The following is a 20,468-nucleotide window of genomic DNA, read 5'->3' as shown; positions in this document are numbered from 1 at the left end:
CAGACACCATCAGTGCCGGCACATTAACGTTGCAGATCATCTTCCACCTCCAGCTCCAGCTGCTCTTCGTCCAGATCCTCTTCGATATCCTCGAACAGGGAATCGCTGCTCGGCATCTCGTCGTCGTGGAAAATGGCCTCCCCTTCCTGGATCATCCGCAGTTGCACCGCGCGGGGATCCTCGTCGGAGCGCACATCGGCGGCGAAGCGGAACACGGACTCGTTGACCCGGAATTTGTCGCTGTTGCCAAGGGGGGTGATCATCCCGAGGCGCTTGAGGCGACGCATGGAGGTGCGGATTTTCTCGAGGAGCTTCTTCTTGTCCAGATCCGTGCCGCCGGAGCGGCTGTTGACCATGCGCAGCAGTTGCTTCTCGTCCGCCAGACTCAGCACCTCTTCTTGCAGCTCTCCCATGGCGAACACCCCTTCAGAGGCGAGCCTGTCCGGGCTCAGGAACAGGTAGCAGAGCACCTTGCCCACCAGCATATCGAGCTCAGATAACACTGTTGTACCGATGTCGGCGCTCGGGCGCGGACGCAGGTAGAAGAAGCCTTCCGGCGCCTTGATGAGTTCCACCTGATAGCGGCCGTAGAAGATCTCCAGCTCCTGGTGGTACTCCACCAGGGCAGAGTGCTGCTCGAATTCGTCGGCACTGATGTGGCGACCGGAGCGCAGGGCGGTGTCGATGCGCGGAAACAAGGGGTTGGCGATGGCCTCTGCGAGGCGCAGGGGCAAGGGGAATTCAGTATTGATCGATGACATAGGCCTGAACCTTGGATCCAGCTTGGTTGATGGGTTTCCATGCGGGTTGGCGGTGGTGCTCGCGCTCACCGCTGGCATGGCCGAGACGCACGGCCTGATCGATCAGGAGGCGCGCCACGTCGAAGTGGGCATGGGCCGGGTAGTCCAGCAGGTATTCCCGCAGCACGTCGGCAAGATCCAGCCGATCTCCCTGCTCCGGATAGCGGGCCAGGTAGCGCTCGATGCGCTCCGCCAGCTCCTGGTTGATGTCCACCATCTCTACGTACTCCATCTCGAGGGGCACCTCGCCGGTCACCTCCTCGTCGTGGATGGCGATGGTTTCATCCCGCAGCTCCAGCAAACGGGGCTCTTCGGCCACCCGCAACAACCAGCTGTGCTGCTCGAAGTTGCGGATGGATTCCCGCAGCCGCTGGCTGAAGGCGCGGTTCTTGTCCATGTCGATGGCGTTGCGGATGAACTTGTGGACGTGCCTGTCATAACGGGACCAGAGCTCGATGCACTGCTGGCCCCAGGCGGTGATGACATCCAGACGCCCCTGCAGGGCGTGGGTCAGCTCCTCGACGTGGAACAGATCATCGCGCCCCTGGGCCGCTTCCTGAATGTTGAGCAGCCCCGCCTGCAGGCGGTGGCCGGCGGCGTCCAGGGTGTCCTGCAACTCGCGCAGGGTCTGGCCGGTCTCGTGCAGGAGCTTCTCGCAGCTGTGGATGGCATCGACCCAGTTCTGGGTCAGCAGGGCCGCGATCTCGCTCTTGACCTGGTTTTGCTGCTCGTCCATGGCGCGCTGGGTGAGATCGATGCGCCCGAGCGTCTCTTCCAGGGAGAAGGAGAGACGCGGCAGCACCTCGGCGTCCCACTGCTCCCGGGTGTTGGTCTCGAGCGCCGCCTTGCGGGCGGTGTCGAGCTCGGCCGCCAGGTGCTCGAGCAGGATGGAGAGCTTGATGGAGTCCACCTGGCGCTGATCCATGAAGAAATCGACGATGCTCATGCCAAGGCGCGACAGGCGGTAGAGGCTCTCCCCCGCCACCATGTCGGTGGTGAAACGCGACAGCAGTTGCTGACGAATGAGATCGTTGATGGCGTTGTTGGCGCGACCGGTGAGGGTCTCGTCCATCTGGCCGAAGGCACTGCTGACATAGCCAAAGGCATCGTGCAGCGCGGCCTCAGAGAGATCAGACTCGTCCTCGGAGAGCGTCTTGATCGCTATCAGAAAGGCCAGCCTGTCGGTGGGGAGGTTCAGCGCCAACCCCTCCTGTCTGACCCATCCCACCGTCTCTGGCAGGGTACGGGATGTACTCATCATGACGTTATCATCTCGTTGTTATAGTCGGCAGGTCTTCGCCCGCCGTGGTGATATAGGCCGGGGTCGGTGGCGCCCCGGCGGCTGGATCCCGCATCGTATTCACCCCGGTGTGTCTCAACCGGCCGGTTTCTGGGCCATCACATGGATGTAGCGCCCCAGGGAAACAAAGGGCTCCTGGCGGCAATATTGCTGCTCCATGGCCAGCAGGTCCTCGAACTTCTCGACCTGATCCTGCTTGTGGCGCATGTAGTCGTGGATGACGCGCACCCCGGTCTTGCCGATGATTCGCAATCCCCCCCGGCCTATCCAGTCATAGACCTGCTCCGGCAACTGGGGATTGGTGGGTGTCAGGGCTGTCTGGCGTTTCTTGCGAAGGCCCAGGCGCACATAGTCGAAATTACCCACCACCAGGCTCTGGAACAGGAGGCCGTGACGATTGTAAAAAAGCAGCGACAGTATGCCCCCTGCCTTGACGAAAGGGAACAGACCCAGCAAGGTCTGGCGCGGCTCGGCGAGCCACTCCAGTACCGCGTGACAGAGCACCAGATCGAAGGTGCCGGTCACCTGGTGCTTGAGATCCTGAATGGGGCAATGGATGAGACGAATTCTGTCTTCCAAGCCCTTCTGGGCGATCTGCTCCCGGGCCAGATCCAGCATTTCTGCCGACAAATCGCACAGCTCCACCTGATGGCCCATGGCCGCCAGTTTCTGGGCGAAGTAGCCAAAGCCGCCGCCGGCATCCAGGATGCGCAGCGGCCGGTTGCCCAGGCGCGCCAGGCAGGCTTCGATGTCACTCCAGACAATGGTGGTGCGAATGCGCCCCTTGGTGGAGTCGTAAATGTTGCGAGCGAACTTGTCCGCGCGCCCGTCAAAACTCTGATCTTGCTTCAAGACACACTCATCTTCGACCGCCCCGCCATGAGGGCCGCAGGAGGAACCACACAGGATTGGGCCACAGGAAAAAAGAGGGGTATTCTGTCACATCCCGAATTTGCTGAAAACTCAAGGACGTGTCTGTCGTGTTCGAGCTCAACTTCTTTGTCATCAAGAAATGGCTGGGCCATCTGCTGATGCCGCTCCCCTTTTCTCTCTCCTTGTTAGTGCTGGCGCTCGTGCTGCTCTGGTTCACCCGCTTTCAAAAAAGCGGCAGACTGCTGGCGACCCTCTCCTTGGTGATCATTGCCCTGATGGGGACGCGGCCGGTGAGCTACGAGCTGGCCCGCAGCCTGGAGCAGACCTATCCCCCCTTCGAGGTGAGCCAGCATCCTGACATCCAGGCCATCGTCGTGCTGGGCAACGGTCATGTGAGCGATCCGGCCATCCCAGAGCGCGCCTGGCAAAACAACATCTCCCTGGCGCGCACCCTGGAAGGGGTTCGCCTGGCCCTGGCCTATCCAGAGGCCGAGCTGGTCTTCTCCGGTGCCGTGGCCGGGGATCCCCTGTCGAACGCCGAGGTCAACGCCCGCATGGCGGCAAGCCTTGGCATCCCGCGTGCGCGCATGACGTTGTTTGAAAACAACAAAGACACCCATGACGAGGCGGTCAGCATCGCCGCCCACCTCAACGGCAAGCGGGTGGCGCTGGTGAGTTCGGCCACCCACCTGCCCCGGGCCATGGCCCTCTATCGCAGTCAGGGACTCGATGCGGTGCCGGCTCCCACCGATTACACCGCCAAGCAGAGTCAGGAGCCACAACCCCTCTACAGCTACCTCCCCAAGGGGCGTTATCTGATGTATTCCGAGGCTGCCATTCACGAGTGGATTGGGGTATGGTGGGCCCGTTTGCGTGGGCAGGTCACCGAGTGAGCAATCGCGCCTTGCATTCCTGATTTGGATCAGGAAAGCGAAAAAAAATTACGTCATTTGCCGCCGGGTCAGCTATCTTGGGCTCGGTTCAATTCATATAATGTTGCGCAATCAAATGCCTAGGAGATATAGAAGATGAGACAGCACCTGGTAATGGGTAACTGGAAACTGAACGGCACCAAGGCTTCTGTAGAAGCCCTGATCAAAGGACTGACCCCGGCCGCTGCCGCTCATCCTTCCGTGCAAGTGGCCGTCTTCCCGCCGGTTATCTTTTTGGGTCTGGTTGAACAGCTGACCGCTGGCAGCAAGATCGCCTACGGTGCCCAGAACGCCGACGTTCACGAGTCCGGCGCCTTCACCGGCGAAAACGCCCCCTCCATGCTCAAAGCCTTCGGCTGCACCTACTCCCTGGTCGGCCACAGCGAGCGTCGTACCCTGCACGCAGAGACCGACGACGTGGTGGCTGCCAAGTACGAAGCCATCCAGAAGGGCGGCCTGATCCCCGTGCTGTGCATCGGTGAAACCCTGGCCCAGTTCGAAGCCGGTACCACCAACCAGGTGGTCGAGACCCAGCTCAAGGCCGTGATCGATCGCTGCGGCATCGCCTCCTTCGAGAACGCCGTCATCGCTTACGAGCCGGTATGGGCCATCGGCACCGGCAAGACCGCCACCCCGGAGATCGCACAATCCGTGCATGCTCACATCCGTCAATACCTGGCCGGTTTTGATGCAGCCGTGGCTGCCAAGGTACAGATCCTGTACGGCGGCTCCGTGACTGGCGCCACCGCTGCCGACCTGTTCGGCCAGCCGGACATCGACGGTGGCTTGGTGGGTGGCGCGTCCCTGAAAGTGGACGACTTCTCCCAGATCATCGCTGGCGCCGCCAAGTAAGCGCCAAGCAAAGAGGGGCCCCGCCCCTCTTTGCATATCGCTTTCCTATGGACCCTCTCGCCATAGGAAAGCCGATATAGTAAAAGCGGCCAGCCGTATTTTTCAGAATCTTGATTTTCGACAACTCAGATCCAGAGGCACTCATGACCAAACAAATCAAACGTATTGGTGTTTTGACCAGTGGTGGTGACGCACCGGGTATGAACGCAGCCATCCGCGCCGTGGTGCGCGCCGGTCTGCATCATGGCCTGGAAGTTTACGGCATCTATGATGGCTACCTCGGTCTGCACCAGGACCGTATCGTCAAGCTCGAGCGTCACAGCGTCTCCGACGTCGTGAACCGTGGCGGTACTTTCCTGGGCTCCGCCCGTTTCCCCGCCTTCAAGGATCCGAAAGTCCGTGCCGAAGCGGTCGAAAACCTGAAGAAACACGGCATCGACGCCCTAGTGGTCATCGGCGGTGACGGCTCCTACATGGGTGCCAAGAAGCTGACCGAAGAGGGCTTCCCCTGCATCGGCCTGCCGGGCACCATCGACAACGATATCGCCGGTACCGACTTCACCATCGGCTTTGACACCGCTCTGAACGTGGTCGTGGACGCCATCGACCGCCTGCGCGACACCTGCAGCTCCCACCACCGCATCTCCGTGGTCGAGATCATGGGCCGCCACTGCGGCGATCTGGCCATGTCTGCCGCTGTTGCCGGTGGTGCCGAGTACGTGATCGTGCCGGAAGTGGCCTTCGACAAGGAGAAGCTGCTGCAACAGATCAAGGAAGGGGAAGCCAAGGGCAAGAAGCACGCCATCATCACCATCTGCGAGCACGTCACCGACGTCAACGCCCTGGCAAAAGACATCGAGGCCATGACCGGCCGCGAAACCCGCGCCACCATCCTGGGTCACATCCAGCGTGGCGGTTCTCCCACTGCCCGTGACCGTATCATGTCCAGCCGCATGGGTGCCTTCGCCGTCGAGCAACTGCTGGCGGGCCAGGGTGGCCGCTGCGTCGGCATTCAGGGCAACGAGATGGTGCACCACGACATCATCGACTGCATCGAGAACCTGAAGCGCCCGTTCAACCAGGAGCTGTACGATCTCTCCACCACCCTGTTCTAAGGGCTGTGGTCTGACAAAAAACCCTCCTCTGGAGGGTTTTTTTATGCGGGCTCCTCACCCCCTCCTCCCCCTGCGGGGGCCCGACTATCCACTGGCCACTGTCGCCATGTCTTACCCCTTGCCCGGCGGCCCTGAGCCTCTGACCCCACGACCTTCTCCTTTACTTCTTTCCCCCGCTTTTCTGCTTGCTCACCTTGTTCGCGACGGGTCTGGATAAAGGCCTTGGTGCCGCAGTGCCACGGCCCTGCGCCAGGCCTCCCCTGCCCTTCATCCCATCACACTGGCGCCATATAGCCACCCGGGTGGGCCGACGATCTCTCCCGCTTCCCCTGCGCGCGGGCCCAGTGGCTCGTCCCCCCAAGAAAACAGCGAAAAACGGGGCTTCCGACCACCCAAGGCCCCATGAAGATCGAACCTCCATTTTCCCGCCTTCCCCCTTTCCTTCCATGCTCCTTTGGCGGCCGTTTTGTCGTTTTTTCGTACTCTTTTTGCTCCCATCCTGTTTGGGATGAGCAGAAAATTGAGCCTTCATCGGATAACCCTGGCTGGCAACAGCCTTGCAGACTGGGGTTGGGAAACAAGTTGTGAGAAAACATGACATGGGATGACAAAACCTGGCTGACAACCACCAACCTCCCTAGGACGACATCAATCGGCGCATCCCGCAGGCCATTTTGCTGATGAAAAATGGAGATCACCACAAAAAACCCAATTGGAGCCACCAAGAAGAAAGCCACAAGAACAACATAACTCAATGTATTTAAAGACTTTATATGTATCCGCTTTCACTGATATCACTATGAAACCCTTCCCAGGACAAAAAACGCCCTTAAACTTGGGAAAATGCGGCCATATTTCACCACCAAACCATTTTTGCCTCATAATTACATTTTTCGTTGTTTTATCGTTCTGTTGTGGTATCTTGGTTCCATCATGAGCCAACCAAGGGAGATAAAATCATGAAAGAGTTCGTAGTTACCGCCGTTTTCACCGTGTTTTTCACTCTGGTTGCCGTCTCCATGCCGTCGCTGGCACAGCTCTAAGTCGGTCAATCAGCCATCTGCCACCTCTGCACCAGAAGGGCGGTTCAAAAAACAGACTGCAACATGGGTTTTTGACGTGCTCTGGCAAAGGATGATGCCAAGCCATCATTGAGTGCGATCTGCGCACACAAAACGACCTCGTCGACATCCATGCCATCTTTCAAGGGGAGCCCGGGCTCCCCTTGTCGCATCTCCCCCTGCGGGATTTACTCTTGCCCCCCTGCCCGTCACAATGGCCGCTGGATTTGCCACGCAGGAACCACCATGACTCAGGATGCCTTGCGCCACTGGCGCCGCGACCTTCATCGTCACCCCGAAGCCGCCTGGTGTGAATTTCGCACCACCACCCTCATCGCCCAACACCTCAGTGAACTCGGTTTCTCCATCATGCTGGGGGATCAACTGCTCGCCAGCACCCTCATCATGGGACGGGAAATAGACGTCGAGGCCCAGAAGGCCCGTGCCCTGCACCAGGGGGCGCATCCGGAGTGGCTGACGCGGATCGACGCACTCACCGGCGTGATGGGACTCTGGGAGAGCGGGCGGCCCGGCCCCACCCTGGCGTTTCGCTTCGATATCGATGCGGTGGAGGTCGAAGAGAGCCAGGAGGCGTCACACCTGCCCGGCCAGGGAGGCTGGCACTCCGCCAACCCGGGCTGGATGCACGCCTGTGCCCACGATGGCCACACCGCCATCGGGCTGGTGCTGGCCGAGCGGATCGCGGCCCTCGCCGATCGCCTCACTGGCCGCATCAAGCTCCTCTTCCAGCCGGCTGAAGAGGGCTGCCGAGGCGGCAAGGCGCTGGCGGCAGGGGGGCAGCTCGACGACGTGGACGCCCTGCTGGCACTGCACATCGGCATTCACGCGAGCAGTGGTGAGCTGGTGGTCAACCCCACCGAGTTTCTCTGTTCAACCAAATTCGACGTGGAGTTCATGGGGCAAGCCGCCCATGCGGGGCTCGAGCCCAACGCGGGCCACAATGCCCTGGCGGCGGCCTGCATGGCCACCACCGCCATGCTCGGCATTCCCCGCCATCGGGACGGCATGACCCGCATCAACGTGGGGCAGCTCAACGGCGGCAGTGGACGCAACGTCATCCCGGGCCATGCCCGCCTGATGGGGGAGACCCGTGGCGCGACGCCGGCCCTCAACGACTACATGTTCAATCAGGTGCAGCAGATTGTGGAGGGGGCGGCCCTGATGCAGGGCGCGACCTACCACATTCGCAAACAGGGGGAAGCGATCGGCATCGAGAACAGCCCAGCCCTCATCGAGGAAATCGTGCCTCTCGCACAGGGGATCTCCCTTGATACCATCCACACCCGCCGCTTCGGGGCCAGCGAGGATGCCGGTTTCCTCATCGAGCGGGTACAGCAGCACGGCGGCGAGGCCGCCTATCTCATCCTGGGAGCCAACCTCGCGGCCCCCCACCATCATCCGGAGTTCGACTTCGACGAAGCCGTGCTGGCCCCCGGAGTGGCCTTGCTGGAGGCCTGGCTGCTCGCCCGCCTCGGCCGCTAGCAGACGCCGGATGCAAACAAGGCAGCCCATGGGCTGCCTTGTTTTTTTACATCCTTGCGGACATGGGGACCTACTCTCCCAGCACAATCGCGCAGAGATGGGCGAAGTGGTGGATCTCGTGGGTCGCCTCGCACGGACCTGTTTCCCGTCCCGGGTTGTACCAGCAGGTGGCAAGCCCCTGGGCGGCGGCACCGGCGATGTCGGTCTTGGGATTGTCCCCCACCATCAACACCCGCGCCGGGCTCGGCTGACCCATCTGCGCCAGGGCATGCTGGAAGATGGCCGCCGCCGGCTTGGTCACTTGCACCTCGTCAGAGATAACGAGAGGCTCAAACCAGCTGTTCCAGCCCAGTTTGTCGAGGCGCCCGCGCTGGGGCAGGCTGAAGCCGTTGGTGATGATCCCCATTCTGACCTTGCGCTTCAGGGCCTGCAGGGTCTCCTCCACCCCCTCCAGCGGCACGCTCAGGGCGATGATCTGCTGCAGGAAGGTCTCGTTCATCGCCATGGGCGCCACGTTGACCTGCTCGGCAAAGAGCGAAAAACGGGTCTGCTGCAGGTGGGTGGCGTCAATCTCCCCTGAGTTGTACTGCTGCCAGAGCCGCTGGTTGAGGGCATGGTACTCCGCCATCTTGGGGGGAGTCGGCGCCACGCCGTAGATCTGCAGGGTCCGCTCCAGCGCCCTGGCGACCGGAAAATCGAGCAGGGTTTCGTCCAGATCGAACAGCACCCAGTCATAGCTTGCTTGTTTCACGCTTGTCCTTATTGATTGTGCTTGGCCACGTTGTCATGCGTCGGGCGCACCCATCCCCAGAGGGCTGTCGAGCAGGGTCAGGGTCAGCCTGACACCAAAGCCGGTTACCTCGCTGCCCACCACGCCATTGCCCCCCTTGTTGCGAAAACCACTCAGGTCGAGGTGCAACCAGGGAAGCTCGGCGGGCACGAAGCGCGTGAGAAAACGGGCGGCATCGATGTGATCCGGGGAGGCGCCCGGCGCGCACTGTAACAGATCGGCCCACTCGCTATCGAGGTTGTCATCGTAATCCTCGTCCAGGGGGAAGGGCCAGACTCGCTCCCCGCTCTGCTGTCCCAGCGCTATCAGAGTGGTGAGCCACTCGGGGCGGTTGGTGAAGGCGCCGCTGTAACGGCTGCCGAGCGCCCGTTTGCAGGCGCCAGTCAGGGTGGCGTAGTCGATCAGCAAGTCGGGTTTGTCCCCGGCCGCCAGGGTCAGGGCATCCGCCAGCACCATGCGCCCCTCGGCGTCGGTGTCCACCACTTCGATGGTGGTGCCGTTGAGGGCGGTCACCACCTCACCGGGCCGGAAGGCCTGCGGGCCGATGTGGTTCTCGGCGATGGCGAGCCAGCAGTGCACCTCAATGGGGAGTTTCGCCCGGCTGATGGCCAGCAGCGTGCCAAGGGCCACCGCGCTGCCCCCCATGTCCAGGTGCATGCCATACATGCTGCCACCGACTTTCAGGTTGTAGCCACCGGAGTCGTGGCAGATCCCCTTGCCCACCAGCGCGACGCGGCGCACCGGGTTGGCCGGACAGTAACTGAGCCTGACGATGGCGGCCTGACCGTCCGCCGAACCACGGGCCACCGCCAGGAAGGCGCCAGCCCCCTTCTGTGCCAGGGTCGTCTCATCAAACTCCTGCCACTGCCACCCCTCCTGCTGCGCCAGCTCCCGGGCATAGGCCCGGTAATGACGGGCATTGAGCTCGGACGCTGGCAGCACTGCCAGGTGGCGAGCCAGACCGTTGCCTTCGGCTTCTGCGCTCAGGCGGGTCATGTCCAGCTCGCAAGGGGGGGAAAGTTGCAACTGCTGATAACCCGGTCTTGTCGCCTCACTCCGTTTCTGGGTCGGCAGGGTCACATCGGCGGCGAGCAGGCAGGCAAGCACCACCCTTGCCAGTTGCGCGCGGTGCTCATCGTCAAAGCCCTCCAGATGGAGCGCCAGGTGCGTCGCCTTGAGGCCCGCCAGCGAGCCCACCCAGCTGCGCACCTGCTTGTAGAGCCGATGATCCAGGGCCGGGCGGGCATCCATGAAGATCACCCGTTGCAGCCCCTGACTGTCGTCGAGGGAATAGGGGGCCTTCTGACCCAGGGCTATCTGGGTTGCCACGGCGGCAAAGGGAGGCGTCGCCAGCAGGGTATCGCGCGCTGAGTCGGCAATGAGCAGGAGTTTGACGGCAGTCGGCCCTGCCATTACCTCGGCGAGGGAGGTGTTCTGCATCGTGATTTGGGGAGAAGAATAGCTAAAAGGGGTCATCACAGGGTGCGGCCTCATCCATGAACAGAAAGCAGGATGATACCGAACAAATGGCGAGAGGGATCGGAAAAACACACATTATTGTGTGTAAGCAACAGATGCTGGAGGGGATCAGAGAGGTAATGCAGAAGAAAAGCAGTCAGAAGTTGGTTGCGGGGGCCGGATTTGAACCGACGACCTTCGGGTTATGAGCCCGACGAGCTACCGAGCTGCTCCACCCCGCGTCCGAATTGCATTGCCACCACAAAAAGCAGAGCAGTTGCTTCTTGCTGTCTTCGTCTCCACCGCAGCGCTATGCGCTTGCCATGGACACAAATGGTTGGTTGCGGGGGCCGGATTTGAACCGACGACCTTCGGGTTATGAGCCCGACGAGCTACCGAGCTGCTCCACCCCGCGTCCGAATTGTATTGCCACCACAAAAAGCAGAGCAGTTGCTTCTTGCTGTCTTCGTTTCCACCGCAGGCGCTAGCGCTTGCCATGAACACAAATAGTTGGTTGCGGGGGCCGGATTTGAACCGACGACCTTCGGGTTATGAGCCCGACGAGCTACCGAGCTGCTCCACCCCGCGTCCGAGGTCGCCCATAATAGGCGCCAACGCTGAGATTGCAAGTAAATATCCTAAAAAAAGTTTATTCGGGGATTAAACCGTCACATACTGCGCTCTTTTGCAACAAATCGCAGTTTTTTCAGGCAGCTAGCGATCTCTCGCCCCTCAGGCCCCTCCCCGCCTTGCCCCTCTCTGCCATAAAAAAAGCCCGCACGACAAGGTGCGGGCGGGAGGATGCGCCGGGATCAGGCGAGCTGGAGCAACACGCTGGTCGCCGCAATCTGGGCGATGATGAGGCCGCACAGGGTCACGGAGACCACCACGGGGGCCGTCTCCTGCTGACGGTAGATGGGGCTGAACCAGAGCAGCAGGGCTGCGACCAGCAGGCCGGCCTGGGTCACTACCCCGGGGATCAGCGGGTCGAGCCCGGCGCTACTCCCCTGCCAACCCACCAGCACGGCCAGCCAGATAAGACTCAGGATGGCGGAGACCAGCCCCGCCAGGGGCAGCAGCAGATTGAAGGCTTGCAGGCGGTGGCGGGCACGTAGCAGCATCAGGTGGGCAAAGGCCGACCCCAGCAGCACCATCTGCAGCAGGCCGCCTAGCCAGCCCTGGATCTGCATCAGACCCAGCCCGTAGAGGGCGAGCGGCATGGCGGGCAACCACAGCAGGGTGGCGGGGATGGCGCGCTTGCCCTCCAGGCGAGACTGGACCAGGGAGAGCACGATACCGAGCACCAGGGCGGCCCCCCCGCTCCAGATGAGCCAGCCCGCAACCTTGGCCTCCACCGCCAGCATCAGGGAGAGCCCGGTGATCACCCAGACCGAGAAGAGCTGGGTAGTGATCCGCGAGCGCTGGCCCGGGCAGAGATCCCCGCGCCACAGGACGAGCCCCACGGCGATCAGGGCTCCCAGGGCCATCAGACCGGTCAGGGGAAAGAGCCAAAAAGGAAGTTGGACGAACATAGGGTCTCCGGCAGCAATCCGGGTGCGGGTGCACCCATCACAGGGTAAGGAAGGACAAGAGGCAGGGAGTATATCCAAACTCCCCCCGTCTTCCCAACGTCGCCAGTCAGCTTTGTCCCCGGGCAAGGGCGACCACCCGGGCAAACATCTGCTTGAGCACAGGGGGAATGTGCTCGCTGCCGAGGCGCTCCGCCTCCTCCACCACCGCCAGAGCCATGCCTGGCTTGCTGCGATGGTGGATCGCCTTGGCGATGATGCGCCCGGCGTTGAGGGTGGAGCGCCCCCCGACCCCCGCCTCGCGCCGGAACACCCCCTCGAACCCGTTCTGGTAGAGGTAGTGCTCTATGTCTGCCGCCGGCAACTGGGTCAGCCGATCCCGCTCGCGCTCCCCCTTGAGCAGGGAGCGGGCGGAGCTTGCATACTTGGCGCCCGCCTCGTCACCGTCGGTGAGCAGGTGCCACTCTATGCCAAAGTCCCGGGCCACCTTGATGAGGGGAGCCTGGCCGCACTGGGCGAACTCGATGATGCGCACCCCCTCCGCCCGCAGGCTGTAGCCGCAGATCTGGGCCAGCTCCGAGAGCAGCCAGATCTCGGTCTCCCCTTCCACCAGCAGCCAGCAGCGGGCAAACATCGACATGGGCCTGTTGATGCGCACATGGAAGGCAATCTTGCGCAGATCGTCGCTGCTGTAGCGCTCCCCTCCCAACTGATGGCAGAGGATGTCCTGCTGGCGGCGCACCAGACGGCGCACCTGATTGAGGGGCAAGGAGGAGAGCAGGTCCCCCGAGTTGGTGGTGAGCAGCTTCTGGCCGGGCAACTGCTCCAGCAGACCCCAGGCCAGGGCCAGCATGGTAGGATGCAGGCGGCTCTCGGGGTCTTCCAGCATCAGTATGGGTCTGGCCCCCTCCTCCAGCTCCCGGTTGCCCCGGGCGTGGAGCAGCATGGCCGCCATGCCCGCCATGGCCAGTTGCAGCGCCCGGTTGTCCGCATTGCGCAGCAGCACCTGCAGGTTGCCGGGATTGCGCAGGGTCATGGGGCGATTGACGATATCCCGCTGGCTGCGAGGCTTGTGCTTGATGGGCGCCAGGGCGCTGAAGTAGTGCTCCATCAACTGCTGCACCGCCTGCAGCGCCTCCTTGAGTTCAGGCTCGCCGATGCGCTGGGGCTCGTCGGTGAGCTTGCCGGCCAGCTCGTCCAGCCGCTGCTCGCACAGATCCCCCCAGGGCAGCCGCTCGATGCCCTCCCGGGCGGTACGGGCATCCCGCAGCCTGAACACCGGGTTCATGGTAATGAGCAGACGCACCAGCGCTTCATTGTTGTCGATGGCCAGGCTCTTGCCGATACCGTCGAGAAAGTCGTGGGTGGTGAGCACGCTGCCATCGTCCTGCAACTCGGCACTGGCACGATAATGCACCCGGTGGAACTTGTCCTTGTGGGGGATCCAGGCCGCCCCGAGGCGGGCCAGACGGCGGGAGTGCTGGCACATCTGGGGACGATACTCGCTGAAGGTGAGCACTAGTTGCAGCGTGCGCGAGGGTTCGAGCTCGGGATCTTCGGGCCGGTGAAAATCATCCTGACCAAATTGATAGGGCTCGGCATCCCCCAGCAGGCACCAGAGGGCCCGCAGCAGGCTGGATTTGCCCCAGGCGTTTTCGCCGATGAGCACAGTGGTGTTGTCCAGCCCGAGGGAGAGGCGATTTATTCCGCGAAAACCTTTGACTTCAATGCGTTCCAGAAACATGCGGCCATATCCAGTCCATCCTGATGGCGCAATAGTGGCAAAGTTGCCGGAAAAATCCTATCGGGTTACGGCGTTTTCAGCGGGAACTGTGAGGAACGAGCGGTTCGGGCGGCGTCGGCTGGGTGGCGCGATAGAGGGGGGCATTCCAGTGGTTGAACCAGAGATGGCGAGTACGGGTCTGACGTTTGCGATGATTCAATGGGCATTCCTTTCAATGGACAAGAGACAGAGGGTACACCTCTTTTGTCCAGAGTCTCAGGGTTATCTGTGACAGGAGAATGACAACTGGGCCCGCCACTGGCCCGGGCTCAGGCCGAACGCCTCCCGAAAACGGTTACCAAAATGGGCCTGGGAGGAGAAGCCGCACTGGGCGGCGATGCTGGCCAGAGGCTCGCTTCCCGCCAGCAACTGCTTGGCCCGCTTGAGCCGCAGCCCGAGCAGGTAGCGGTGAGGCGGACAGCCCAGGCTCTGCCCGAACATCCGGGCGAAGTGGTATTCGCTCAGACCCGCCTCCCGGGCGAGCTCTCCCAGGGTGACCGGCTCGGCCAGGTGAGCCTGCAGATACTCCTGCACCCGGCGCACCACGGCCGGGGCCAGGCCGCCGCGCACTTCCGGCAGCGCCGGGGCCTCGCGGGTGTGATGGCGATAGGCGTGCAGCATCAGCATCCAGGCACCGTGGGAGAGCGCCATGCGATCGATGCCGTGCTGCCAGTCCAGCTTCATCAATTGCCCCTGCACCAGGGCCGCCGCCTGGGGATCGTCGATGAAGGTCTTGTCTTCCAGTTGCAGATGACGCCCCTCCTTGTCACACGCCTGCTCGGCGATACGGGTGAAGTGGGCGGGGGTGAAGTAGAGGTGGAAGAAGCGAAACTCCTCGCGCACCAGCCACTCGGACCTGTGGTGATCCGGCATGATGCACACCTTGCCGGCACCGCCATGGCCACCGGGGCCGTCCAGCCGCTCGGTCTGCTCGCCCCCCTGCAGGTAGACGCTGATGGTGTGGTTGCCCGGCTTGTGGTAGCGGGTCTGATCGTAGCGGTTGCACCAGCTCGCCACCCCGAGCCCGGGCTCCAGCCAGCAGGAGTCCTCCAGCCTGGCACCGGTGCTCACCAGGGCATCAAAGACCCCTGCCTGTCTTGTCTGCTGCATGGCATGCTGCACGCTTGCGTCCCTCTCTGGCACTTGCCGCCCCTTTCCTGTCGCCATCTTATCGCGCCTCATGGTCAAAGGCTGCGCCTCCGTTGAAAAAACCGCAAGATGGTGCAAGCCGGCCCCCCGCCTCCCGGTTCATGCTGATCACATCATCTTCTCTTGATGGGATCACACCATGAATCTGATGCTCTATGTTTCCACCGTCCTCATCTGGGGCAGCACCTGGATTGCCATCGCCTGGCAGCTCGGCCCCATCCCCATCGAGGTCTCGGTGCTCTATCGTTTCGCCCTGGCGGCCCTGGCCCTGTTTGCCCTGCTCACGGTGAGCGGCAAGTTTCCACGCCTGCCCTGGGCGGGCCAGCGATATGCTGCCCTGCTCGGCGCGTTGCTCTTTTCCACCAACTTCCTCTGTTTCTACCACGCCACCCTCTATATTCCGAGCGGCCTGTCGGCGGTGATTTTCGCCAGCGCCAGCATCTTCAACGGCCTCAATCTCTGGCTGTTCGAGGGTAAACGGCCGGGCCTGCGCTGGCTGCAAGGATCGTTGCTGGGGCTGCTTGGCACCCTGCTGCTCTTCTGGCCGGTGCTGGCGGATGCGCAACTGGGTGCAAACGGCTGGAAGGGCTTGCTCTTTGCCTGCGCCGGCACCCTTTGCTTCTCCCTGGGCAACCTGGTCTCCGCCCGGGGACAGCGCCAGGGCTATCACGTGCTGCAGATGGTACCCTGGGGCATGGTCTACGGCGTGGCGCTGCTGCTGGGCTGGGTCACGGTACTCGGTCAGTCACTCACCCTGCCCACCGACCCGCGCTACCTCGCCGCCATGGTCTATCTGGCCATCTTCGGCTCCGTCATCGCCTTCACCGCCTACCTCACCCTGGTGGGGCGCATCGGTGCCAGCAAGGCGGCCTACGCCACCGTGCTCTTCCCCCTGGTGGCCCTCACCCTCTCCACCTTCTATGAAGGCTTTGTCTGGCAGACGGTCTCCATCGTCGGCGTGGTGGTGAGCCTCATCGGCAACCTGGTGATCTTCGCGCCCCCCGTCAAGGCGTGGCGCTGGCCGCTATCAAGGGCCGCAAACGGTACTTGCCCCTGATGCCACCAGCCCCTAAGGTAACCGCGTCCAACACACGAGGAGGGAGGACGCATGTTACTGGAAGGGCTGGAGACACTCTGCCTGCTGGCAAGCGAGGGCACCATGGCCAAGGTTGCAAGCCGCCTCTATATCAGTCAGTCGGCGGTCAGCAAGCGCATCGCCCAGCTGGAGCAGCGCCTTGGCAAGAAGCTCATCGAGCCGGATGGCCGTCATATCCGCCTCACTCCCCAGGCCCGTGAGCTGCTCGCCCGGGTAGCCCCGAGCCTCGCCGAAATGAAGGGGGTGCTGGCGGACAGCCAGATCCTCACGGATCAGACCCCTCTGTCCATCGCCTGCTCCGAAACCCTGCTGGCGGGCTACCTCGCCCGCTTCATGCACGCCTACCTTGAACGGGATCCCCACATTGCCCTCTCTACCCACCACACCCCGGTCATTCTGGCCCGGGTGCGCGGCGGGGATGCCCTGCTCGGGATCTGCGCCGGCCGCCTGCCGCCTGGCCATGGGCTGTGTGCCGAACGGCTGCTGGAGGAGCCCTTCTATCTGGTGGGGGACGCTCTGGATGAGGCAGCGCAGCCGGATCACCATGGCGCCTTGCAAGAAACTGTGACCAGCAAGCAACTGACTGAAGGCGACGTGAGTCAGGGGATGCAGGGCAAGGTGCGCAAGATCCTGACCATGGATCTGGAGAACCCCTCCAACCGCTATCTGCGCGAGCCCCTGGCCGCCCTCGGGCTTATCCCCGCCATGGAGCTCGATTCCTACCTGGCGCTGATCGAACTGGCCAAGGCAGGCATTGGCCCCGTGCTCCTGCCCGCCGGCCTGCTGGCGCTGGTGGGTGAGCAGGGGACACAGGCACGCCCCCTGCCGGGGCTGGGCCGCCCGCTCCACCTGGTCTATCGGCCAAACAGCCTCAAGCGCGATCGCATCGCCCGCCTGGTGCAGGCGCTGCAAGCCCATTTCCGGCAACTGACGGCACAGGGCTGAAACGCAAGAGGGCCCGATCTGCGATCGGGCCCTCGTCATGGGGGGGTACCGGCTCAGTCCAGCCAGGCAAAGAGCTCGGGGTACTGGCTCCACACCAGCTTGGCGGACATCACCAGGGAGACGGTCACCAGCAGCGGCTTGATGAGCTTCACCCCTTTCTTGAGCACCAGCTTGGAGCCCATGCGCGCCCCGATGAACTGCCCCAGCGCCATGCACAGCCCCACGCTCCACACCACCTTGCCCCCCAGGGTGAAGAAGAGCAGGGAAGCGATGTTGGAGGTGAAGTTGAGCAGCTTGGTGTGGGCGGTGGCCCGCGCCATGCCAAAGCCCGCCAGGGCCACGAAACCGATGGCAAAAAACGACCCCGTGCCCGGCCCGAAGAAGCCGTCATAAAAGCCCACGCCCCCGCCCACCAGCAGGGCGAACGCCATGGGGGTGAGGCGGCGCTGGCTCTCCGCATCGCTCACCCTGGGGGAGAAGTAGAAGTAGCAGGCAAACGCCATCAGCAGGAAGGGGAGCAGCCGCTCCAGGATGGCGGCATCGATGGTCTGCACCGCCAGGGTGCCGATGGCCGCCCCGATGAAGGTGCAGATGACCGCCGGCCAGATGATGGCCCACTCAAGGAGCCCCTTGCGGGCATAGAACCAGGTGGCGGAGAAAGAACCGAAACTGCTCTGCAACTTGTTGGTGCCAAGCACCAAGGCTGGCGGCATGCCGGTGGCCAGCAGGGCCGGCACCGTCAAGAGCCCCCCGCCCCCGGCGATGGCATCGATAAAGCCGGCGATGAGGGCCACCCCGAACAGGGCGACCAGGGTGAGCAGTTCCAGTTCCATCCATAGACCTCGTGTGATTGGCGGCGCCCGGCATGGCCTGGAGCCTGAAGGAGTCAACAGGTCGCTATCCTAGCGAGGGCGGGCTCATGAAGCCAACGAAACAATGGCAGCCAACTGATTCCTTATTTTCATCAATCAGCGTGCGAGAGGGTCTGTGCTTTGATAACCGCCAGTCCCTCCAGCAGGGGCGCTTCATCCGCACCGGGCGCACGGCTTACCCGGCCAGCCATCTAGCGGCTGCTGATGAGGATTAATCCAGAGCGCGGCTCTGGGCTTTGATGGCCTCCAGCCCCTCCAGCAGGGGCGCTTCATCCGCACCTGGCGCACGGCTTACCCGGCCAGCCATGTAGCGGCTGCTGAAGAGGATTAATCCAGAGCGCGGCTCTGGGCTTTGATGGCCTCCAGCCCCTCCAGCAGGGGTGCTTCATCCGCACCGGGCGCACGGCTCACCCGACCAGCCATGTAGCGGCTGCTAAAGAGATTGAACCAGAGCTGCAGCGCCTGTCCCGCCCGCAGCTCCCCGGCCACTTCCAGCACGCAGGCGGCCACCTCGGCGGTGCACAGGTGCTCGTCGCTGTGGGCGACCCGCATGCCGTAGGTGGAGAGCGCATCCGGCTTGATGGCGAGCACAGGGAAGCCGTCCAGATAGGGACTCTTGTTGAACATCTTGCGCGCCTCGGGCCAGGTGCCGTCCAGCAGGATGAACAGCGGCTTCTTGCCGGGGGCCAGTACCACCTCGCCGGTCAGGCGGTCGGGCGCTTTCTCGCAGGCGGGAAAGACCACGTAGGGCTGCCAGGCGGGATCCGCCAGCAGGGCCAGCAGCTCGGGATGGGGTTCGGTACGCGACCAGAGAAAGGCCCAGGTGGAGTCCGGCAGCACGTCGGCGATGAGGCGCCCGGTGTTGGAGGGCTTCATGGGCTCGCTGTCATACATCATGAGGCAGAACCCGGCCTCGGCCTTGAGCGCCGGGCGCCAGTCGCAGGCACACCAGTCGTGGCGCAGCTGGCAGGCATCACAGCTTGGCACGCTGCCGCCACGGGCAAGAAAGGGTCGGGTCGAGACGCTCTTGCGCCAGATGCGCAGGCGGTTGACGGCGTGATCGGGGATGGGCTTCATGGAACGCGGCTCTGACGGTGCCTGTGGCGGGACAAAAGGGGGCTGATTGTAACGGCGCGCCCTCCTGGCGGCAAGGCTTGCCAGGCGGCGCCCTGCCCCCTTCCCTCCCCGCGTTCTGCCCGCCTCGCCCCCATGAAAAAAGGGGCCCTGAGGCCCCTACTCACCATCCGTTGCAACCGGGTCTGGCGACATCAGACCGCCTTTCGCAGGATCTGCTCCAGATAGTGCGCGAAGCTGTGGCCGTGGTGCTCCAGCAGTTTCGGGAACATGGAGATGGAGGTCATGCCCGGGAAGGTGTTGATCTCGTTGAGCAAAATCTCCCCCTCTTCGGTCAGGAAGAAGTCGATGCGCGACAGGTGGGTCAGCTTGAGCTGACGGAACGCCTTGAGCGCGTACTCGTGAATGGCGTCAGCCTGCGCCTGAGTCAGTCCCTCGGCCTTGAGCGCGGTCTCGGTGTGACTGGCACTGCTGTACTTCTCTTCATAGGTGTAGAACTTGTCCTGGGGTACGCAGATCTCCCCCGGATAGGTGGCCACCAGCTCGTCACCATACTGGTAGACCGCCACTTCCAGCTCGCGGGGCTTGACCGCTTTTTCGATCAATACCTGCTCGGAGTAACCGAAGGCATCGGCAATACCCTTCACCAGGTCTGCCTCGTTGCTGGCGGAGTAGCAACCCACGGAAGAGCCCTGGGAGGCCGCCTTGATGAAGACCTTGCCCCACTTGGCCAGCGCCGCTTTCGCCTCGATCAGGCTCGCCTCGCCTTGCTCGGTCAGGAACAGGTAGGGGGTATTGGGGATGCCGATGGCGGTGAGCCACAGCTTGGTGGTGATCTTGTTGAAGCACACCTTGCTCGCCTCGGCGTCACAACCCAGATAAGGCAGGCCGGCCAGCTCGAGGAAGGATTGCAGATCGCCGGTCTCACCGGGATAGCCGTGGATGCAGGGCACCACGTAGTCCACCGGACGGGCCACGCTGTCGAACGAGAGCAGCTTGTCCAGCCCCAGCTTGCACTCGCGACCGTCGGCGGAGAGCCAGCGGTCGGCAAACATCTCGACCCGGGTCACTTCGATACCGGGCAGGAGCCCGAGCTGTTTTTCGAGGAAATTGGCGCTGCGCAGCGAGACTTCGTGCTCGGAGCCGCCACCGCCGCACAGCAGCAAGACATGCATGTTCTTCATTAGATGTGATCCCTTGGGAGAAGCGGCTTCGTCATCACCATGTCAAACCCAACCGCATGAAAACCGGACGAAGCCAGAAACGAACATAAGTGCGGGCAGTGTAGCAAGGGAGGGGAAGCCTTGTCAGCCGATGGGGCGCACCTCCCCCTGCC

General features: G+C 62.8%; 18 protein-coding genes and 3 tRNA genes. 6 read left to right on the top strand and 15 right to left on the bottom strand.

The genetic code is table 11. The annotated features are described in order from the left end of the window. Positions 1-23 precede the first annotated feature (23 nt). The 3 genes from mukE to cmoM all read right to left on the bottom strand — a co-directional run bounded on the left by mukE (position 24) and on the right by cmoM (position 2,952). Positions 24-761, bottom strand: coding sequence for a chromosome partition protein MukE (gene mukE, locus HKD46_RS11370; protein WP_029314572.1), 738 nt, complete (start codon positions 759-761; stop codon positions 24-26). After that, positions 742-2,061 carry a chromosome partition protein MukF gene (gene mukF / locus HKD46_RS11365; RefSeq protein WP_039040724.1) on the bottom strand — a complete coding sequence of 440 codons (1,320 nt, stop codon included), beginning with the start codon at positions 2,059-2,061 and terminating at the stop codon, positions 742-744. Before mukF ends, mukE begins: the two co-directional genes overlap by 20 nt. Before the next feature lie 114 nt (positions 2,062-2,175). Continuing rightward, positions 2,176-2,952, bottom strand: coding sequence for a tRNA uridine 5-oxyacetic acid(34) methyltransferase CmoM (gene cmoM / locus HKD46_RS11360; protein WP_039040723.1), 777 nt, complete (start codon positions 2,950-2,952; stop codon positions 2,176-2,178). A gap of 128 nt (positions 2,953-3,080) precedes the next feature. Between cmoM and elyC the strand changes: the two genes are divergently transcribed. The 4 genes from elyC (at position 3,081) to HKD46_RS11340 (ending at position 8,436) form a co-directional block, all read left to right on the top strand. Further along, the gene (gene elyC / locus HKD46_RS11355) at positions 3,081-3,866 is read left to right on the top strand and encodes an envelope biogenesis factor ElyC (protein ID WP_042863923.1); all 786 of its coding nucleotides are present in this window, start codon (positions 3,081-3,083) and stop codon (positions 3,864-3,866) included. A 135-nt stretch (positions 3,867-4,001) separates the two neighbouring features. Beyond that, on the top strand, positions 4,002-4,757 hold the full coding sequence (tpiA, locus tag HKD46_RS11350; RefSeq protein ID WP_161470635.1) for a triose-phosphate isomerase: 756 nt from the start codon (positions 4,002-4,004) through the stop codon (positions 4,755-4,757). Positions 4,758-4,900: 143 nt separating this feature from the next. Further along, entirely contained in the window at positions 4,901-5,872 is a 972-nt protein-coding gene (gene pfkA / locus HKD46_RS11345) for a 6-phosphofructokinase (RefSeq protein ID WP_010674852.1), read from the top strand. 1,307 nt (positions 5,873-7,179) lie between these two features. After that, positions 7,180-8,436 (top strand): amidohydrolase, encoded by a 1,257-nt coding sequence (locus HKD46_RS11340; RefSeq protein WP_052816261.1) that lies wholly within the window; start codon positions 7,180-7,182, stop codon positions 8,434-8,436. A gap of 70 nt (positions 8,437-8,506) precedes the next feature. Here HKD46_RS11340 and yjjG read toward each other — a convergent pair whose 3' ends face one another. The 9 genes from yjjG to HKD46_RS11300 all read right to left on the bottom strand — a co-directional run bounded on the left by yjjG (position 8,507) and on the right by HKD46_RS11300 (position 15,106). Beyond that, positions 8,507-9,187, bottom strand: coding sequence for a pyrimidine 5'-nucleotidase (yjjG, locus tag HKD46_RS11335; protein WP_052816263.1), 681 nt, complete (start codon positions 9,185-9,187; stop codon positions 8,507-8,509). 33 nt (positions 9,188-9,220) lie between these two features. Further along, positions 9,221-10,705 (bottom strand): leucyl aminopeptidase family protein, encoded by a 1,485-nt coding sequence (locus HKD46_RS11330; RefSeq protein ID WP_161470637.1) that lies wholly within the window; start codon positions 10,703-10,705, stop codon positions 9,221-9,223. Between the two features lie 144 nt (positions 10,706-10,849). Then, positions 10,850-10,926 (bottom strand) — tRNA-Met (locus HKD46_RS11325). Between the two features lie 96 nt (positions 10,927-11,022). After that, a tRNA-Met gene (locus tag HKD46_RS11320) sits at positions 11,023-11,099 on the bottom strand. Positions 11,100-11,195: 96 nt separating this feature from the next. Beyond that, positions 11,196-11,272: transfer RNA gene (locus HKD46_RS11315), tRNA-Met, on the bottom strand. Positions 11,273-11,496: 224 nt separating this feature from the next. Continuing rightward, on the bottom strand, positions 11,497-12,216 hold the full coding sequence (locus tag HKD46_RS11310; protein WP_161470711.1) for a hypothetical protein: 720 nt from the start codon (positions 12,214-12,216) through the stop codon (positions 11,497-11,499). Between the two features lie 106 nt (positions 12,217-12,322). After that, positions 12,323-13,957, bottom strand: coding sequence for an ATP-dependent endonuclease (locus HKD46_RS11305; protein WP_039038583.1), 1,635 nt, complete (start codon positions 13,955-13,957; stop codon positions 12,323-12,325). A 76-nt stretch (positions 13,958-14,033) separates the two neighbouring features. Then, the gene (locus HKD46_RS21380) at positions 14,034-14,156 is read right to left on the bottom strand and encodes a hypothetical protein (protein WP_256094327.1); all 123 of its coding nucleotides are present in this window, start codon (positions 14,154-14,156) and stop codon (positions 14,034-14,036) included. A gap of 62 nt (positions 14,157-14,218) precedes the next feature. Further along, positions 14,219-15,106, bottom strand: a complete 888-nt coding sequence (locus tag HKD46_RS11300) for a helix-turn-helix domain-containing protein (protein ID WP_042016580.1) — start codon at positions 15,104-15,106, stop codon at positions 14,219-14,221. Between the two features lie 178 nt (positions 15,107-15,284). Here HKD46_RS11300 and HKD46_RS11295 point away from each other — a divergent pair, with 178 nt between their 5' ends. Next, on the top strand, positions 15,285-16,202 hold the full coding sequence (locus HKD46_RS11295; protein WP_041215090.1) for a DMT family transporter: 918 nt from the start codon (positions 15,285-15,287) through the stop codon (positions 16,200-16,202). Positions 16,203-16,253: 51 nt separating this feature from the next. Beyond that, positions 16,254-17,186: a LysR family transcriptional regulator gene (locus tag HKD46_RS11290; RefSeq protein WP_161470710.1), complete on the top strand. Its 933-nt coding sequence runs from the start codon at positions 16,254-16,256 to the stop codon at positions 17,184-17,186. A 53-nt stretch (positions 17,187-17,239) separates the two neighbouring features. On the opposite strand, the gene HKD46_RS11285 is transcribed toward HKD46_RS11290, so the two are convergent. The 3 genes from HKD46_RS11285 to HKD46_RS11275 all read right to left on the bottom strand — a co-directional run bounded on the left by HKD46_RS11285 (position 17,240) and on the right by HKD46_RS11275 (position 20,316). Beyond that, on the bottom strand, positions 17,240-18,019 hold the full coding sequence (locus tag HKD46_RS11285) for a TSUP family transporter (protein WP_102948517.1): 780 nt from the start codon (positions 18,017-18,019) through the stop codon (positions 17,240-17,242). 366 nt (positions 18,020-18,385) lie between these two features. Beyond that, positions 18,386-19,135, bottom strand: coding sequence for a tRNA-uridine aminocarboxypropyltransferase (locus HKD46_RS11280; RefSeq protein ID WP_171865437.1), 750 nt, complete (start codon positions 19,133-19,135; stop codon positions 18,386-18,388). Between the two features lie 191 nt (positions 19,136-19,326). Further along, entirely contained in the window at positions 19,327-20,316 is a 990-nt protein-coding gene (locus HKD46_RS11275; RefSeq protein WP_010674866.1) for a D-alanine--D-alanine ligase, read from the bottom strand. Positions 20,317-20,468: the final 152 nt, after the last annotated feature.

Source organism: Aeromonas sp. TW 6 (assembly GCF_013168745.1).
GTDB classification, from domain to species: Bacteria; Pseudomonadota; Gammaproteobacteria; order Enterobacterales; family Aeromonadaceae; genus Aeromonas; species Aeromonas caviae.
The sequence above is the reverse complement of the archived record's forward strand: the minus strand, read 5'-3'. Positions and strand labels throughout refer to the sequence as shown.

Excerpts from the sequence above, each read along its gene's own strand:
- HKD46_RS11340 (WP_052816261.1), top strand. The coding sequence starts at position 7,180 with ATGACTCAGGATGCCTTGCGCCACTGGCGCCGCGACCTTCATCGTCAC.
- HKD46_RS11300 (WP_042016580.1), bottom strand. The coding sequence starts at position 15,106 with ATGCAGCAGACAAGACAGGCAGGGGTCTTTGATGCCCTGGTGAGCACC.
- HKD46_RS11295 (WP_041215090.1), top strand. The coding sequence starts at position 15,285 with ATGAATCTGATGCTCTATGTTTCCACCGTCCTCATCTGGGGCAGCACC.
- HKD46_RS11275 (WP_010674866.1), bottom strand. The coding sequence starts at position 20,316 with ATGAAGAACATGCATGTCTTGCTGCTGTGCGGCGGTGGCGGCTCCGAG.
- HKD46_RS11305 (WP_039038583.1), bottom strand. The coding sequence starts at position 13,957 with ATGTTTCTGGAACGCATTGAAGTCAAAGGTTTTCGCGGAATAAATCGC.
- HKD46_RS11290 (WP_161470710.1), top strand. The coding sequence starts at position 16,254 with ATGTTACTGGAAGGGCTGGAGACACTCTGCCTGCTGGCAAGCGAGGGC.
- HKD46_RS11280 (WP_171865437.1), bottom strand. The coding sequence starts at position 19,135 with ATGAAGCCCATCCCCGATCACGCCGTCAACCGCCTGCGCATCTGGCGC.
- tpiA (WP_161470635.1), top strand. The coding sequence starts at position 4,002 with ATGAGACAGCACCTGGTAATGGGTAACTGGAAACTGAACGGCACCAAG.
- mukF (WP_039040724.1), bottom strand. The coding sequence starts at position 2,061 with ATGATGAGTACATCCCGTACCCTGCCAGAGACGGTGGGATGGGTCAGA.
- mukE (WP_029314572.1), bottom strand. The coding sequence starts at position 761 with ATGTCATCGATCAATACTGAATTCCCCTTGCCCCTGCGCCTCGCAGAG.
- HKD46_RS11310 (WP_161470711.1), bottom strand. The coding sequence starts at position 12,216 with ATGTTCGTCCAACTTCCTTTTTGGCTCTTTCCCCTGACCGGTCTGATG.
- HKD46_RS11285 (WP_102948517.1), bottom strand. The coding sequence starts at position 18,019 with ATGGAACTGGAACTGCTCACCCTGGTCGCCCTGTTCGGGGTGGCCCTC.
- pfkA (WP_010674852.1), top strand. The coding sequence starts at position 4,901 with ATGACCAAACAAATCAAACGTATTGGTGTTTTGACCAGTGGTGGTGAC.